Here is a 16,759-nt window from a genome sequence, read left to right as displayed (position 1 = left end):
AATGGGAGTATCGCAAAAAATGACTCATCGTATCAAATTTTGAGTAAAATTAGGAGGAACCCATGTCTACAGAACATATGGAAGAACTAAATGACCAGCAGATCGTTCGCCGTGAAAAAATGGCTGCGCTCCGTGAACAAGGAATCGATCCCTTCGGAAAACGTTTTGAACGTACTGCTAACTCTCAAGAACTAAAAGACAAATTTGCAGAACTTGATAAAGAACAATTACATGAATTAAATGAAACTGCTACTATCGCTGGACGCTTAGTAACCAAACGTGGAAAAGGGAAAGTCGGCTTTGCCCATCTTCAAGACCGAGAAGGTCAAATCCAAATCTACGTTCGTAAAGATGAAGTCGGTGAAGAAAACTACGAAATCTTCAAAAAGGCTGACCTTGGTGACTTCCTTGGTGTCGAAGGTGAAGTGATGCGAACAGATATGGGAGAACTTTCTATCAAGGCAACTCACATTACACACTTGTCTAAAGCACTTCGCCCACTACCAGAGAAATTCCACGGTTTGACTGACGTTGAAACAATTTACCGTAAACGTTACCTTGATTTAATTTCAAATCGCGAAAGTTTTGAACGCTTTGTCACTCGTTCAAAAATCATCTCTGAAATTCGTCGTTATCTAGATGGACATGATTTTCTTGAAGTGGAAACACCTGTACTTCACAACGAGGCCGGTGGTGCTGCTGCCAAACCATTTATTACACACCACAATGCTCAAAATATTGATATGGTGCTTCGGATAGCTCTAGAACTTCATCTCAAACGTCTAATTGTCGGTGGTATGGAACGCGTCTATGAGATTGGCCGTATCTTCCGTAACGAAGGAATGGATGCAACTCACAATCCTGAATTTACTATGATTGAGGTTTACCAAGCCTATGCCGATTTCCATGATATTATGGATTTGACAGAAGGTATTATCCAGCATGCTGCAAAGGCTGTCAAAGGAGATGGTCCAGTAAACTATCAAGGCACTGAAATCAAAATCAATGAACCATTTAAACGTGTTCACATGGTGGATGCTATCAAGGAAATTACTGGTGTTGACTTCTGGCAAGATTTGACTTTCGAAGAAGCCGTAGCTCTTGCCAATGAAAAACATGTACCTGTTGAAAAGCATTACACTGAAGTTGGTCACATCATCAATGCCTTCTTTGAAGAATTTGTCGAAGAAACCTTGATCCAACCAACCTTTGTCTACGGACATCCAGTAGCTGTCTCTCCACTCGCGAAGAAAAACCCTGAAGATGAACGCTTTACTGACCGTTTCGAGCTCTTCATTATGACCAAAGAATACGGAAATGCCTATTCTGAGTTGAATGATCCAATCGATCAACTTAGCCGTTTCGAAGCTCAAGCCAAAGCTAAAGAACTTGGGGACGATGAAGCAACAGGTATCGATTACGACTACATCGAGGCTCTTGAATACGGTATGCCACCAACAGGTGGTTTGGGTATCGGTATCGACCGTCTCTGCATGCTCCTTACTGATACAACTACAATCCGTGATGTATTGCTCTTCCCAACAATGAAATAATACTCTTCGAAAATCTCTTCAAACCACGTCAGCGTTACCTTGCCGTAGATATATGTTCCTGACTTTGTCAGTCTTATCTACAACCTCAAAACAGTGTTTTGAGCAGCCTGCGGCTAGCTTCCTAGTTTCCTCTTTGATTTTCATTGAGTATAAACCCTTATCCTCTGGTACTTGCCAGAGGATTTTTCGATATAAAAAGAGACTGAGGAAAAACTCAATCTCTTTTCTTATTCTTGATTTTTAACTTGACTGGTGGCTACATCTTCCCCAAACCATTTCTGGCTGATTTCCTGAAATTTTCCTTCTTGGTATAGTGATACAAAGGCTTGATTCAGAGCAGCTAGCAAAGTTTTATCAGCAGGTCTAACACCCACTGCAAAAGCTTCACTTTCAAACCCTGCTGAAAAGATATTGTAGTCATTTAGTATTCCTTCGGACTGGAGATAGTAATTGGCATATACCCGGTCGATTAACAAGGCATCAATTCGGTCATTTTTCAAATCAATCAAGGCTTCATTAAAACTTTGGTATTGGTTGGCCTTCTGGTCTTTGACACGATTTTTCAATAAGTCTGGCTGGGCTTCAAAATCCAAATAACCAGAAGATCCAGCCTGAGCCCCTAAAACTTTGTCTGTCATATCCTGAATTGAGTGGATATTTTTAGACTTTTTAGAGACCAAAACTTGTTGATTTTCCATGTAAGAAATGGTAAAAGCAACCTTCTCTTTCCGTTCATCCGTAGCTGTATAGCCATTCCAGATGGCATCAATAGTACCATTTTGTAATTCGGTTTCTTTCATATCCCAGTCGATGGGTTGAAATTTAATCTGAATTCCTAGCTTTTCAGAGACAGCTTGGGCCAGGTCAATATCAAAGCCCGCATACTGGCCATTCTTTTCCTCAAATCCCATGGGAACAAAGGTATTGTCAAAGCCAATGGTAATGCTTCCCTGTTTTTGATATTTGGCCCAGTTATCCTGATTTGGATCACTTGCCTTCTGCGTACAAGCCGTCAGGAAGAAGCTAAAGAACAGAGCAAGTACAAGGGCAATTTTCTTTCTCTTCATAGGCACCTCCTAGTCCTACTTTGGATCAACCTTAAGGATCTGATCAGCAATGTTTTCCGCAAACTGAAGATCGTGGGTCACAACAATCTGGGTCATCCCACGCTCTTTATTTTGAAGGATAAGTTTTTCTACTTCTAATCGCAATTCTGGGTCTAAGGCTGATGTAGGCTCATCATATCCAATAATTTCTGGGTTTATCATCATGGCGCGTGCTAAGGCCACTCGTTGTTTTTGCCCACCTGAAAGTGAGAATGGAAAGGCATCTGCATGTCCAGCTAACCCAAGTTGCTCTAACAAACCACGCGCCTTCTTCTCAGCAACTTCCTTGTCCATACTCATCGTTTTTACGGGCGACAGAGTTAAGTTATCTAGAACTGACAAATGCGGAAAGAGTTGAAAATCTTGGAAAACAAATCCCAGAAGATTACGCTTTTCTAGTTCGTCTATAGCTAGCGATTCGCCGTTATAGTAGATTTCCCCAGAATCGATGGTTTCCAGTCCAGCTAGCATACGTAATAGGGTTGTCTTTCCGCCTCCTGATGGACCTACGATTGCGAGGATTTGCTTTTCAGGAATTGATAGGCTGAAATTGGTTAAGATTTGTTTGCCACCAAAGGCTTTATTGATATTTCGTAATTCTAACATAGCAATCCTCCTATCTGTAATAACTGTACTTCTTCTCAAGTTTTTTCGCTACAATGGTTACAAAACCAATCAAAATCAAATAAATCGCTCCAGCTAAAAACATAGGAACAAGACTGGCATCTCGATTGGCTGCAGTCCGACTAGCCAAAATCAAATCTGAAATCCCCAAAGCATAGACCAAAGAAGTATCCTTGACCAAACTCATAATTTCATTAAAGACACTCGGTAAGACAATCTTTGTCACTTGAGGAAGGATGATATAGCGAACTGTAGCAAAGGGGCTAAATTTTAACACTTTTGCAGCCTCATACTGCCCTTTTGGAATGGTTTCAATCCCACCACGAAAGATTTCTGCAAAGTAGGCTGCATAGTTCAATACAAAAGCAATCACAGCAGCAGGCAAACGATCTAAACGTATCCCAATGCTAGGAAGAACATAGTAAATAAAGATTAATTGCAAGAGCAAGGGAGTCCCTCGCATCACCCAAATATAAAGGTCAATCAGATAATGGAGGGGTTTCCAGCGGACTTGTAAAGCAAAGGCAACGACAATACCTAAAGGAATTGAAAAGATCAAGACCAGAGCAAAGACTTGAAGTGTCATACTTGCACCGTTCAATAAACTTGGTAATATCTCAAACATATAAGACATACTGCACCTCCTAAAAATAATTGTTCCTATTATAGCATAAATAAACAATTTAGCAAGAGTAATTGTAAAAAAATTCTATTTCTTCCAAAAAAACGTATCTGCCAAATTGACGGATACGTTTTTAGAGAGATAACTTTTAAAGTGTTTCTAAGAGTTCTTGCATCTGAACATCATCTGGAACGAGTTTTAAATAGGTTTCAGCTTGTACTTTGGCTTCTTCAAAATACCCCAATTCACGCAGGAGATAAGTATACTGCTCCAGAAACTCAGGATTATCCTTGAGATCAGACGATAGTTGTTGATAGAGTTCATAGGCCTTATCTAAATCCTCGATTTCCTGGTAAGAACGTGCAATCATCCACTTGGTCAAGAGGTTTTCAGGTTCTTGATTTTGGAGAGCTATAATGTCCTCAAACCTCTCTTGTTCCATATAAATGGTTGCAAGGCGAAGGAATATTTCTTCTGTATCCTCTGCATCTTCTTTGGCAGTAAGAAGAAACTGCTCAGCACCACTAGTATCATGCAATTCATACGAAAACTGTGAAGCAGCTAGCAAGAGCCGAGTTTCAAACGGATTTTTCTCCAAACCTTGTTTAGCAATACGAAGGGCCTCTTCCACCTGATGTTCCTTATGCAAAGCTTGACTGTAGCCATATTCGTATCCTTCAAAATCTGGTGAAATGGTATCAATCTGCTTAAAGTAAAGAACAGATTTTTGATACTCTTCTTGGTCAAAGTAAAGACTAGCTAGTTCAAAGGCAGTTTGCTCATCGTATTCTAATTCTAAAGCTTTTTCTAAGAATTCAGTTGCCGCTTCAAACTTACCTAACTGGGCATAAGCGTAGCCAATTCGCTGATAGGTTGAGACACCCGTTTGCTCATAGATAGAGCGATTGTCTAACTGAGCATAGCCCTGAATAGCTTCCTGATAATTTCCCAACTCGCTATCCAACTCAGCCAAACCAAAAAGTAATAAGGCATCATCTGAGTAATTTAAGGCTTCCAGTAACTTTTCGCGTGCTACATCTGTCAATCCTTCCAACTGATAGAGGTCTGCCTTCAAGGCCAAGGCCGATACGTACCAGTCACTTTCGGGTGTGATTTCCTCAAGGTAAGCAAAGGCTTCTTCAACATTGCCATCCTCACTAGCAATACTTGCTAAGTTCAGATTCACCTCTGGAAATTCTGTAACGATATTTTGGTAAATTTCTTTTGCTTGAGGATAAAAGCCAATTCCCTCTAGATAGCTTGCTAGTTCGTAAAGAACTTCACTTGAATCTGTTTCGAGGGCTTTGTGAAAATACTGATCCGCTTTGGTTAAATCTTGGTCATCCAAAGCTTGGAGCATGCGTTGACTATTGTTCACTCTTGATTTCCTCCCCTTCTTCTTCATATAGACCGCTGACTTTTTTATACCAATTAAAGATAGCTGAGATAACAACCTTGGCAGAAGCATAGACAGGAATTCCCAGCAAGACTCCCCAAATACCAAACATAGAACCTGAAGTTAGGAGAACAAAGAGGACATTGATCGGATGGATGTTTAGCTGACTACCTAAAATAAGCGGAGAAACGAAGCGACCTTCAATCGTTTGTTCAACAATAAAGACAATAATCACTTTCAAAAGCATAACAGGCCCCGCTATCAAGCCCAAAACCAAAGCAGGCAACATCGCTAGAAAACTACCTAGATAAGGTACTAGATTGAGGATACCAGCCGTGATCCCCAGAGTCACAGCATATCTGAGACCAATAATCTTAAAGAAGATAATAAACATAATCGCCACTATAATAGCAACTGTAACCTGCCCTCTAACGTAGTTTGATAACTGTTTATTAACATCTGACAAAACTTGTCCTACTGGTTCCTTTAACTTCGTGGGAATAAACTTGGTCAAATAATCTCGCAAACCTTTCCCATCGCGTAAAAGATAAAAGAGCATGAAAGGTACGATAATGACCGCTACAATAACCTGGGATACACTGCTGACAAAGGCGCTCACCCAGTTAACAGCTTGAGAAGAGATTTTACTGGCCCACATCGTCGCCTCAGTAGAAATATTCGCAAGAACCTGCTCCAATTGCGGTCTAAAATCATCTGGCAAACGTTTGGTTACAAGGTCGTTGATAACCTTATCAGCATCTTCCAGGTATGTCGGCACATTCTTCGCAAAATTTAAAACCTGATGTTGCAGATTTGGAATAGCAACTGCCAGCCCCCAAATGATAAAGAGACCAATTATAACAAAGAGGATACTAATGGCAAGAACACGATTGATTTTGTGTTTCTCCATCCAGTCAACAATCGGATTGAGGAGATAATAAAGTAAACCAGATAAAATAACTGGCAACATGACAACTCCTAGAAAATCCAAAACCGGTAAAAAGATAAAACTAATCTTACTTAGAATGAAAATATTCAAGCCCAGTAACAAGGTCACTAAGAATACAGTAATAGCTTTATTATCTAAAAACCACTTGAAGAACCAAGATAGGCTAAAATGTTTCTCTTTATGTTCCATAAATACATCCTTTCTGTCATTCTCTCATTATACCATTTTTAGACTAAAATAACTCTTTTTTTAAGTGCTTACATAGATAGACAAAAAGAAAAATCTCCTCAATTGAGGAGATTTATTTAATCTTTAATATGACTTGATAGTTGTTTTTGGTATTCTTCGTTTGATTTTGCTTTTTCTTCAGCAAATTTCTTGCGGAATTCTTCCATTTCTTTACTTGTCACAATCTTATCTTGAATCTTCAGATATTTATAACTGTTTTCGCTTGTTTTATCACCGACCCAACCATCTGCTCCTGTTCCTGGAACTTTCTTTGTAACAAGCATTTGGGCTCCATCAGAGTTAACAGGAATGATCAAAGCACTATCTGTCAACCATGCTTGAGCTTTAGCATATTTTGAATAGCGTTTTTCGAGATCTGTTTTCTCACTGTTAGCATCATCAAGTAATTCTTTGTATTTATCCAATCCTACTGCCTTAATGGCTGAACTATCTGATCCTGGTGCAATACCAAGTGCTCCAAGAAGAGTTGGTCCAGATGTTGGATCAAATGCATCAAGATAGGTTGATGGATCTGCATAGTCTGGGCTCCATCCACTGTTTGGATTGATATCCCAGTCGATATTGTCTTTTGAAGTTGCAAGAACGGTCATACTTCCCAATTCATCATCAGAAACTTGTTGGATATCAACCACTACATTTTCAACTCCAAGAGCTTCCTCTATTGATTGTTTATACGATTGAGCTTGACGTACAAAATCTGTTTGAGTAGAGGAAACTGGCAAGTCCAAATGAATAGGGAACTGAACACCGTCGGCTTGAAGAGTTTTCTTAGCCGCTTCAAGTTTGGTTTTAGCTTTCTCTACATTATGAAGTGAATCTTGTGCATCATCTAGGCTAACATCGCTCCAAGCAGTATCCAACTTGTCAAGTTCTGCTTTTGTTACTTGACCAAAAGATTGATCTCCAATTTGAACAAACGTTGGAGGTGTAAAGCTAGTACGTAATTTACGAGGGGCAACTTCATCACCAAATACTTGAGAGACAGCAGCCGTACGATCTGCTCCAAAAGTCAAGGCTTGGCGGAAATCTTTGTTCAACAAAGCTTTCTTAGTAGATGTTTTTTCTTCGTCCGTTGTTTTAGAAGTATGGTTATAGGCTACACGGTCAATATTAGTTGAAATGTAGTAGCTACCTCCTCTTTGTTGACTATACACAATGTTATCTTTGTATTTTTCTTTGAATCGCTCATAGTTTGCAGAATTCTTAAAGAGGGGAGCTGCTGGGTAGAGACCTTCATCAAAACCACGACCAAGAGAGTCTGCATCTTGACCATCAAAGAAAGTCAATTTTATATCATCAATGAAGACGTTTCCTTTATCCCAATAGTTTTGGTTTTTTGTCATCTCGATTGAAGATTTTGATGTGAGACCCTTCAGAAGGTAAGGACCATTGTATAGAATACTTGTAACATCAGTAGGTTTACCAAAATCATCCCCTTTAGAGGCTAAAAAGTCTTCATTGATTGGTGCTAAAACACCCATCGTTGTCTTGGAATTCCAGAAAGATTCAGGATTATTAAGCGTATAAACAAGAGTATAATCATCTGTTGCCTTAATTCCAACAGTAGAAAAATCATTTGTTTTACCGTTAATATAATCATCTAACCCTTTGATTGAATCCTGTACGAGATAGAGGGCTTGTGATTTCTTAGCGACAGCATGTTTCAAACCTGTCACGAAATCCTGAGCCTTTACTTCACCATATTCTTCGCCTTCATTAGTGTACCACTTAATCCCTTTCCGGATTTTATAGGTGTAAGTCAAACCATCTTTAGAAACACTCCAGTCCTCTGCTACAGACGGCACAAGATTTCCATATTGGTCATTCTCAAGCAAACCATCGATGACATTCCCAGTCACCTGTTTGGTACTGGAATTTCCAGAAACTGTGTAGTCCAAAGTTGCGGGATCCGATGAGAAGACATAAGTATAAGTCACAGGTTGGTTGGCATTTTTACCACCAGACGAACAAGCTGCTAGTAGCGCTGATGACAACACTGCTACTGCAGCCGTTAGAAAAATACGTTTTTTCATAAAACACTCCTTTAAATCAAATATATGATTATTATATCACTTTGATTTTTGAAAGCAAGGTAAAAACTAAATAAATCTCCCTAAGATGTTTTCTGTAATTTTCAAAAAATGATGAAAGTCAGTTAAGAATTTCATTTTGTGGTATAATAAGTTTATCATTATTAAGAGGTATGGACATGAAAGAAACTGTTTATTTTGGAACTTACACTCGTCGCTTATCTAAAGGGATTTACAAAGCTGATTTTAATACAGAAACAGGCCAGATTGCAAATCTTGAGCTCTTTGCTGCTGAACCAAGTCCGACCTACCTTGCCTTTGACCAACAGCAACATTTATACACCGTAGGGAGCCAGGATGGCTTGGGTGGAATCGCTGCTTACAAGACAGATGGCACTTTGTTAAATCATGTGGTGGAAGAAGGCGCTCCTCATTGTTATGTAGCAGTAGATGAAAAACGTGGTCTCGTTTATGGGGCCAACTATCATAAAGGTCAAGTTCTAGTTTATAAACGTCAATCGGATGGTAGCCTCATCCAAATAGATCTAGATCAGCATAGCGGACAAGGTCCTCATGAAAACCAATCTTCCCCACATGTACACTTTACGGATCTAACACCTGACCAGTATCTCGTTACATGTGATCTAGGCACGGATGAAGTAACGACCTACGATGTTAGCCCAGAAGGAAAACTAAGTAAACTCTACACTTATCACAGCCAAGCTGGAGCAGGGGCTCGCCACATCGTTTTCCATCATCATTATAAGATTGCCTACCTCATCTGTGAACTCAACAGTACCATTGAAGTCTTGATTTACGATGGTGTTGGTGAATTTGAACGCATGCAAGTCATTTCGACTTTGCCAGATGGATATGAGGGATTTAATGCTACTGCTGCCATTCGTCTTTCAAAAGATGGTAAATATCTCTATGCATCAAACCGAGGTCATGATTCCATTGCTGTATTTAGCATCCTAGCTGATGGTAGTCTGGAGTTATTAGAAATTGTGCCTAGCCACGGACAAAATCCGCGCGATTTCAATCTTACTCCTGACCAAGAATTTCTAATTGCAGTTCACCAAGATTCAGATAATGCAACCGTCTTTAAACGTAATCCCGAAACTGGTCGATTAGCTGAGCTTTCTAACGATTTCCAAGTTCCCGAAGCCGTTTGCATCACATTTAAACATTAATGTAAAATAAAAATGAACTTGCTTAAGCAAGCTCATTTTTATTTTATAGTTTATTTCCGACATTGATACGGTTAATGGCGCGTTGCAAAGCAACCTTAGCTCGCCGTTCTTGGTCAATCAAGTGTTTATCTTGTGCTTCTTCAATCTCACGTTCAGCACGAAGTTTAGCACGTTGGGCACGGCTAATATCGATATCACGAGCACGTTCTGCTGAGTCTGCTACAATAGTAATGATGTCATTGGCAATCTCGATAATTCCTCCGTTCACTGCAATCCAGTTCACATGAGTATCGTCATCGATTCGTTTTACCTTTACTTCATCAACCGCTAAAACCGCAATCATATTTTCATGTCGTGGCAAGATCCCCATCTCACCATCCAGAGTTCGTACCGATACAAAGCTGGCATGGTGATCATAGACGAGGCCATCTGGTGTCACGATCTGGACAGTTAAATGAGCCATAGATCACCTCTTAAAATCCCATTTTCTCAGCCTTAGCAATGACGTCTTCGATTGAACCGACACCACGGAAGGCATCTTCTGGTAGATGGTCATGTTTTCCTTCAAGGATTTCCTTAAAGCCACGAACTGTTTCCGCTACTGGCACATAAGAACCAGGTTGACCAGTAAATTGTTCTGCAACGTTAAAGTTTTGAGACAAGAAGAACTGGATACGACGGGCACGTGCAACCAAAGTCTTTTCTTCATCAGAAAGTTCATCCATACCAAGGATAGCAATGATATCTTGCAATTCATGGTAACGTTGAAGGACACGTTTAACCTCAGCAGCAACTGCGTAGTGCTCCTCACCAACAATCTCAGGTGCCAAGGCGCGTGAGCTTGAAGCTAGAGGGTCAACGGCCGGGTAGATACCCAACTGTACCAACTTACGTTCCAAGTTTGTTGTTGAATCCAAGTGAGCGAAAGCTGTTGCTGGCGCAGGGTCAGTGTAGTCATCCGCTGGCACATAGATAGCCTGGATAGAGGTTACAGAACCCTTCTTAGTTGATGTGATACGTTCTTGCAATTGACCCATTTCCGTAGCAAGTGTTGGTTGGTAACCAACGGCTGAAGGCATCCGACCCAAAAGGGCAGATACTTCTGAACCAGCTTGAGTGAAACGGAAGATATTGTCGATAAAGAGAAGCACATCTTGGCCTTCTACATCACGGAAGTATTCAGCAATTGTCAAACCAGTAAGAGCAACACGCATACGTGCTCCAGGTGGCTCATTCATCTGACCAAATACCATGGCTGTTTTCTCGATAACGCCTGATTCTTTCATTTCCCAGTAAAGGTCGTTCCCCTCACGGGTACGTTCTCCAACACCGGTAAATACTGAAATACCACCATGTTCTTGGGCAATGTTGTGAATCAACTCTTGGATCAAGACAGTTTTACCAACTCCGGCACCACCGAAGAGTCCAACTTTCCCACCTTTAAGGTAAGGGGCAAGAAGGTCGATAACCTTAATTCCTGTTTCCAAGATTTCAGATGAGGTAGACAATTCATCAAAAGTTGGAGCTTTCTTATGAATTGGCTGACGCTCAGCGTCTTCAGCGAAAGGAGCATCCAAGTCAATCGTATCCCCCAAAACGTTAAAGACACGTCCCAAAGTTTCTTTACCTACTGGCACGGAGATTGGACGTCCTGTGTCCAAAACTTCCATTCCACGAGTCAAACCATCTGTTGATTCCATGGCGATCGTACGGACCATACCATCACCCAACTCCAAGGCTACTTCAAGGACGATTTTTGTTTTTCTTTCGTCATTTTTGTAGACGACAAGTGCATTATTAATCTCAGGAAGTGTTTCCCCTGCTGCAAACAAGACGTCTACAACGGGTCCGATAACCTGAGCAATTTTACCTGAACTCATCTCCTTCTCCTATTCTATATAAGATACTGTCGGTTCCTAGTTCAACTAGGTCCTAATACTCTTCGAAAATCAAATTCAAACCACGTCAGCGTCGCCTTGCCGTACTCAAGTACAGCCTGCGGCTAGCTTCCTAGTTTGCTCTTTGATTTTCATTGAGTATAAGTTCATTTTAATACGAGGGAGGCAAAGCCTTATTCTAAGGCACTAGCCCCCGCTACGATTTCTGTAATTTCTTGTGTAATCGCCGCCTGTCTAGCACGGTTATACTGGATTGTCAAATCATTGATGACCTTTTTGGCATTATCGGTCGCCGTTTGCATGGCTGTCATACCTGCAGCATTTTCAGCTGTCTTGGCATCGATGATAGCCCCGTATATCATACTTTCTGCAAACTGAGGTAACAACTGCTCTAGAATCTCATCACGACTCGTTTCCAACTCAAATGTCAAGCTATACTCCTCATCCGCTTCATTTGGATCTAAGTCAACAATCGGCAGCATTTGTTCCACACGCATTTGACTTGTGAGAGTATTGACATGATGGTTGTAACAAACATAGAGTTCATCAAAAAGTTCATTTTGATACATTTCAATCGTTTTTGAAATAATTTTACGAACTTCATCAAAACTAGGTTGATCTGCCAAGCCACGTAGTTCATAGATTGGTTGAATGCCACGAGCCTTAAAGAAATCAGCTCCCATACCACCAATACAGATTATCTCAAAACCTGTACCATCTGGATGGTATTCTTCTTTCAGCTCCATCACAGCTTTAAGGATTGAAGCATTATAACCTCCAACCAAGCCACGGTCTGAAGTAATAACGATATAGCCTGTTTTCTTAACTGGACGACTGATGAGCATCGGATTGGTAGAACCACCAGATCCGTTACCATGCAGAATATCCGTCAAAAGCTTACGAACTTTCTGAGCGTAAACTTGGAAGTTGCGCGCTGCTTCTTCAGAGCGACCTAGTTTAGCAGCCGATACCATTTGCATGGCATTAGTGATTTGACTAGTATTTTTTGTTGAGGCGATTTTTGTTTTAATATCATTTAGAGATACTGCCATCTGACACCTCTATTCTTATTGGAAGCTGGATTGTTTGAGAAACTCTGTAATCGCAGCATCCAAGACTGCCTCTTCTGGCAAGTCTTTTGTTTCACGAATAGTTTCCAAAATCTCTGGATGTTGTGCATCAAAGAAATCATGAAACTCTTCCTCAAAACGAACAATGTCATCTACAGGAATCGTATCCAAGAAACCATGTGTCAAAGCATAGAGAATGGTTACTTGTTTCTCAACAGGTAATGGTTTGTGAACTGGTTGTTTCAGAACTTCAACGGTACGACGTCCACGATTTAACTTAGCTTGAGTAGCCGCATCCAGATCAGAACCAAACTTAGTGAAGGCTTCCAACTCACGATATGAAGCAAGGTCAATACGAAGTGTACCAGCAACCTTCTTCATAGCTTTAATTTGTGCAGAACCACCCACACGTGATACAGATGAACCCGCATCGATGGCTGGACGAATACCTGCATTGAAGAGACCATCGCCAAGGAAGATTTGACCATCTGTTATTGAAATCACGTTGGTTGCGATATAAGCAGAAATATCTCCTGCTTGTGTCTCGATAAATGGTAGAGCTGTGATTGAACCACCACCAAGTTCATCAGAAACCTTAGCTGAACGCTCAAGCAAACGGCTGTGAAGGTAGAAAACATCCCCAGGGAAGGCTTCACGACCTGGTGGACGACGAAGCAAGAGGGAAAGCTCACGATAAGCGACCGCTTGTTTTGAAAGATCATCATAAACGATCAAAACATGCTTCCCTTGGTACATAAACTCTTCTGCCATAGCAACCCCAGCATAAGGAGCTAGGAAGAGCAATGGAGAAGGTTGTGAAGCAGAGGCTGTCACAACGATTGTGTAGTCCAAGGCACCGTACTGACGAAGTGTCTCAACTTGCGTACGAACAGTTGACTCTTTTTGCCCAATCGCTACATAGATACAGATCATATCTTGACCTTTTTGGTTCAAAATAGCATCAATAGCGATGGTTGTTTTCCCTGTCTGACGGTCACCGATAATCAACTCACGTTGACCACGACCAATCGGAACAAGGGCATCAATAGCTTTCAAACCTGTTTGCAATGGTTCTGATACAGACTTACGTTGCATAACGCCAGGAGCCGGCGCTTCTACTGGACGAGACTTATCAGTATGGATTTCTCCAAGACCATCAACTGGACGACCAAGCGGGTCGACAACACGTCCAATAAGGCCCTCACCAACAGGGACTTCCATGATTTTACCTGTACGACGGATTGTATCGCCTTCACGGATATCTGTAAAGTCTCCAAGAATGATAATCCCAACGTCTGTAGACTCCAAGTTTTGCGCCATCCCATAAGAGCCGTTTTCAAAGATCAACAACTCTCCACTCATGGCATTTTCAAGACCGTGAGCACGCGCAATTCCGTCCCCGATATAGGTTACAACACCTGTTTCAGATACATCAAAATTGGGTTTGAAATTTTCAATTTGTTGCTTAATTAAAGCGCTGATTTCTTGTGCGTTAATTGCCAAAAGAACACCACTTTCTATTTCAAATTTTCTTTAACAACTCGAAGTTGTTGTTTAATACTCACATCAATTGTCTTGTGATTAGCAAAAATGGCAAAACCACCAATGAGTCCTTCATCAATTTGTTCTTTGACGCTCCGCACTTTCAGAGACATTTTCTTCTCTATCAATGGGAGCAGACGTTCCTTCTGTTCATCTGTTAAAGGATGGGCTGAAGAAATCGTGACTACAAAACGATTGGTCTCTTTTTCAAGGCGATTCAAACAATCTGCAATTACTTCATAAAAAAGATTTGCTCTGTGATTGTAAATCAGAACCTGAATAAAGTTTTGCATTAAAGGTGAGACAGAGTCTTGAAAGAAACCAACTGTTTTTTCCTTATCTGACTCATCGACTGCCACCTGAGCTAAAAAAGAAGGTAAGCCCGTTTCTTCTGCGACTTGCTTGATTTGATCCAAGTCTGAAAAAATCCGGTCCTCTTCTCCTTTTTCAATCACTAATTGGACAAAAGGCATGCTGTATTTTTCAATTACCTTTGCTGTTTTCTTGTCCATTAGGCTTCTCCTAGCTGATCGATATACTGATCAATGAGTTCCTTATGGGCATGACTGTCAAGGTTTTGTGAGATGATTTTTCCAGCTAGACTAACTGTCAAATCTGCCACCTCGCCCTTAACACTTTGTAAAGCCTCAGCTTTGTTTTGCGCAATTTCTTGGTTAGCTTTTTCTTTCAAGCGACCAGCTTCTAGCTTAGCTTCAGTCAAAATATCTGATTTACTCTTTTCAGCTGTCTCTTTAGCATTTTCAATGATAGTTTTAGCTTCACTACGACTACCTGCTAATTCATCTTCGCGCTTTTGAGCAAGAGTCTCTGCTTTTTGACGAGCTTGTTCAGCGCCATCAATATCAGCAGCAATCTTTTTAGCTCGTTCTTCAAAGATACTTGTTATATTTGACCATGCAAATTTTTTAATCAAGACTAGTAAAAGAATAAAAGAGCCTGCGATTAAAATAAAGTTACCAATCAATTCACCTACTGTTACGTGCATCATTTACTCCTTTCTACTCTTCATCGTTAATTTTATTTCCTAGATACATAGAAGACAACATGGTAAAGACAAACGCTTGGATACAAGAAATAAAGACCGAGAATGCCGTCCAAACCAAATTGGCACCAAAAGCTACTGGATACCAATAAAGAGCCTGATGAGAAAGAGTAATAAGCAAACTTGCCATCACTTCTCCGGCAAAGATATTCCCAAATATACGTAAAGCCAAAGACAAGAAGTTGGTAAATTCTTCTAAAATATTCATCGGTGTCATAAAGGCAGGTGTAATGTAGGCCTTTAAGTATTTTTTAATACCACGACGACGAATACCCTCCACATGTGTCAACAAAATAATCCCAAATGACAAAGCCAAATCATACTGCAAATTGGCGGTTGGTGAAGTCCACCAGTTGGTACCATCCGTAGCTTGAAGTTTGGCCATCAAACCAAGATTATTTGCAATAATCATAAAGAGAAATAAACTAAAGAAAAAGAGCGAGTAATCTTTCATATAGCGTGAGCCAATGTTAGGTTCGGTAAAATCGATGACAAAGTCGTAGAAATACTCTAGTACATTTTGCTTTCCTTTGGGTTTCAAGGCCATATTACGACTAGCCCAATAAACAAAAGCAAAAACAACCATTACCGTCAACAAAGACATAACTAACATAGTCAAATCAAAGGTAACAGGACCAATAGAGATGGTTTTAGTAATACTTTCTTCCATCTAGAATCCTCCCCTTTCTTTTCTATTCGTTTCTGTTTATTATTTGATGACAAATGAAAAGATAAGGGTAATCAAGAATGTTCCTTCAATGAAGGCAATCCCCATAATCATCAAACTACGCAATTGTGGGATGATATCTGGTTGGCGTGCTGCAGATTTGAACAAACCGTTCATTAACATACCCTCTGCAAGGGATACTCCCATACAGGCAAGACATAGACCGAAAAATGTTAAACTCATGATGAATTCTCCTTTTATTTAAAATTTACTTATTTAGTTTAGTCCTAAAATTTGTTTTTGTCAACTTTTTACTTACGTTGGAAGCGTTTCAGATGATTTATTTCTATTTTTGCTATTTTTATACCACTGTATAGATAAGTTTCTCATTTTATGATGAAATGTGTTTCCACTTTTTCTATATTTTCCGAAATAAATTGAAAAATCCAAGTTTAGAACTTGGATAGATTCATTTTATTTGAAATAGTAGGAATAGTGTTGTTTACACCCTGGATTAAATGGAGATTTGCAATAAGGGCAGGCTATTTGTTTTTGGTATTCTTGAAATGTTATTGTCCTCTTACAAACCCCACATAAAATCGGTCGATCCTCGGTAAGCGTCAAGGGGTAGGGTGAAAACAAATGCGTTTCTATAGCATCGTGGCACTGATAGCAAGCATAGTATTTTTTACACTCATAACACTGGAGGGAAACGATGTCCTTTTCGCCATGGTAATGAATACATCTGCCTTCATCATCAACTAACAATCCTTGCGCTTGAATCATTCACTTTTCCC

Annotated in this window: 17 protein-coding genes; 2 read left to right on the top strand and 15 right to left on the bottom strand. The window is 40.2% G+C overall.

The features are described 5' to 3' along the window. Window positions 1-62: 62 nt before the first annotated feature. Window positions 63-1,553, top strand: coding sequence for a lysine--tRNA ligase (lysS, locus tag MK396_RS04960; protein ID WP_268723856.1), 1,491 nt, complete (start codon window positions 63-65; stop codon window positions 1,551-1,553). 227 nt (window positions 1,554-1,780) lie between these two features. Here lysS and MK396_RS04955 read toward each other — a convergent pair whose 3' ends face one another. The 6 genes from MK396_RS04955 to MK396_RS04930 all read right to left on the bottom strand — a co-directional run bounded on the left by MK396_RS04955 (window position 1,781) and on the right by MK396_RS04930 (window position 8,532). Next, a complete protein-coding gene (locus tag MK396_RS04955; RefSeq protein WP_268723855.1) occupies window positions 1,781-2,620 on the bottom strand; it encodes an amino acid ABC transporter substrate-binding protein in 840 nt (279 codons plus the stop codon). A 15-nt stretch (window positions 2,621-2,635) separates the two neighbouring features. Further along, window positions 2,636-3,265 (bottom strand): amino acid ABC transporter ATP-binding protein, encoded by a 630-nt coding sequence (locus MK396_RS04950; RefSeq protein WP_268723854.1) that lies wholly within the window; start codon window positions 3,263-3,265, stop codon window positions 2,636-2,638. A 10-nt stretch (window positions 3,266-3,275) separates the two neighbouring features. Beyond that, entirely contained in the window at window positions 3,276-3,917 is a 642-nt protein-coding gene (locus MK396_RS04945) for an amino acid ABC transporter permease (RefSeq protein ID WP_268723853.1), read from the bottom strand. 136 nt (window positions 3,918-4,053) lie between these two features. Next, entirely contained in the window at window positions 4,054-5,283 is a 1,230-nt protein-coding gene (locus MK396_RS04940) for a tetratricopeptide repeat protein (RefSeq protein ID WP_268723852.1), read from the bottom strand. Further along, entirely contained in the window at window positions 5,273-6,439 is a 1,167-nt protein-coding gene (locus MK396_RS04935; RefSeq protein ID WP_268723851.1) for an AI-2E family transporter, read from the bottom strand. The genes MK396_RS04940 and MK396_RS04935 overlap by 11 nt, the downstream gene beginning before the upstream one ends. A 116-nt stretch (window positions 6,440-6,555) precedes the next feature. Continuing rightward, the gene (locus MK396_RS04930) at window positions 6,556-8,532 is read right to left on the bottom strand and encodes a peptide ABC transporter substrate-binding protein (protein ID WP_268723850.1); all 1,977 of its coding nucleotides are present in this window, start codon (window positions 8,530-8,532) and stop codon (window positions 6,556-6,558) included. Between the two features lie 176 nt (window positions 8,533-8,708). Between MK396_RS04930 and MK396_RS04925 the strand changes: the two genes are divergently transcribed. Beyond that, entirely contained in the window at window positions 8,709-9,722 is a 1,014-nt protein-coding gene (locus tag MK396_RS04925) for a lactonase family protein (protein ID WP_268723849.1), read from the top strand. Between the two features lie 43 nt (window positions 9,723-9,765). Here the strand turns inward: MK396_RS04925 and MK396_RS04920 are convergent, their stop codons facing one another. The 9 genes from MK396_RS04920 to MK396_RS04880 form a co-directional block, all read right to left on the bottom strand. Further along, window positions 9,766-10,185, bottom strand: coding sequence for a F0F1 ATP synthase subunit epsilon (locus MK396_RS04920; protein ID WP_000940837.1), 420 nt, complete (start codon window positions 10,183-10,185; stop codon window positions 9,766-9,768). 10 nt (window positions 10,186-10,195) lie between these two features. After that, window positions 10,196-11,602 carry a F0F1 ATP synthase subunit beta gene (atpD, locus tag MK396_RS04915; RefSeq protein ID WP_000094371.1) on the bottom strand — a complete coding sequence of 469 codons (1,407 nt, stop codon included), beginning with the start codon at window positions 11,600-11,602 and terminating at the stop codon, window positions 10,196-10,198. Between the two features lie 191 nt (window positions 11,603-11,793). Further along, the gene (locus tag MK396_RS04910; RefSeq protein ID WP_000301231.1) at window positions 11,794-12,672 is read right to left on the bottom strand and encodes a F0F1 ATP synthase subunit gamma; all 879 of its coding nucleotides are present in this window, start codon (window positions 12,670-12,672) and stop codon (window positions 11,794-11,796) included. 15 nt (window positions 12,673-12,687) lie between these two features. After that, a complete protein-coding gene (gene atpA / locus MK396_RS04905; protein ID WP_084854135.1) occupies window positions 12,688-14,193 on the bottom strand; it encodes a F0F1 ATP synthase subunit alpha in 1,506 nt (501 codons plus the stop codon). A 14-nt stretch (window positions 14,194-14,207) separates the two neighbouring features. After that, window positions 14,208-14,744, bottom strand: a complete 537-nt coding sequence (locus MK396_RS04900) for a F0F1 ATP synthase subunit delta (protein ID WP_268723848.1) — start codon at window positions 14,742-14,744, stop codon at window positions 14,208-14,210. After that, window positions 14,744-15,238: a F0F1 ATP synthase subunit B gene (gene atpF, locus MK396_RS04895; protein ID WP_268723847.1), complete on the bottom strand. Its 495-nt coding sequence runs from the start codon at window positions 15,236-15,238 to the stop codon at window positions 14,744-14,746. Before atpF ends, MK396_RS04900 begins: the two co-directional genes overlap by 1 nt. 13 nt (window positions 15,239-15,251) lie before the next feature. Beyond that, entirely contained in the window at window positions 15,252-15,965 is a 714-nt protein-coding gene (atpB, locus tag MK396_RS04890; protein ID WP_268723846.1) for a F0F1 ATP synthase subunit A, read from the bottom strand. Window positions 15,966-16,004: 39 nt separating this feature from the next. Then, entirely contained in the window at window positions 16,005-16,205 is a 201-nt protein-coding gene (locus tag MK396_RS04885) for a F0F1 ATP synthase subunit C (RefSeq protein ID WP_268723845.1), read from the bottom strand. A 231-nt stretch (window positions 16,206-16,436) separates the two neighbouring features. Further along, on the bottom strand, window positions 16,437-16,748 hold the full coding sequence (locus tag MK396_RS04880; RefSeq protein WP_268723844.1) for a CHY zinc finger protein: 312 nt from the start codon (window positions 16,746-16,748) through the stop codon (window positions 16,437-16,439). Window positions 16,749-16,759 lie beyond the last annotated feature (11 nt).

The organism is Streptococcus oralis (assembly GCF_026782235.1).
Classification (GTDB): Bacteria; Bacillota; Bacilli; order Lactobacillales; family Streptococcaceae; genus Streptococcus; species Streptococcus oralis_CC.
Note: the sequence above shows the minus strand (reverse complement) of the source record. Positions and strands in the feature narration are given on the sequence as shown.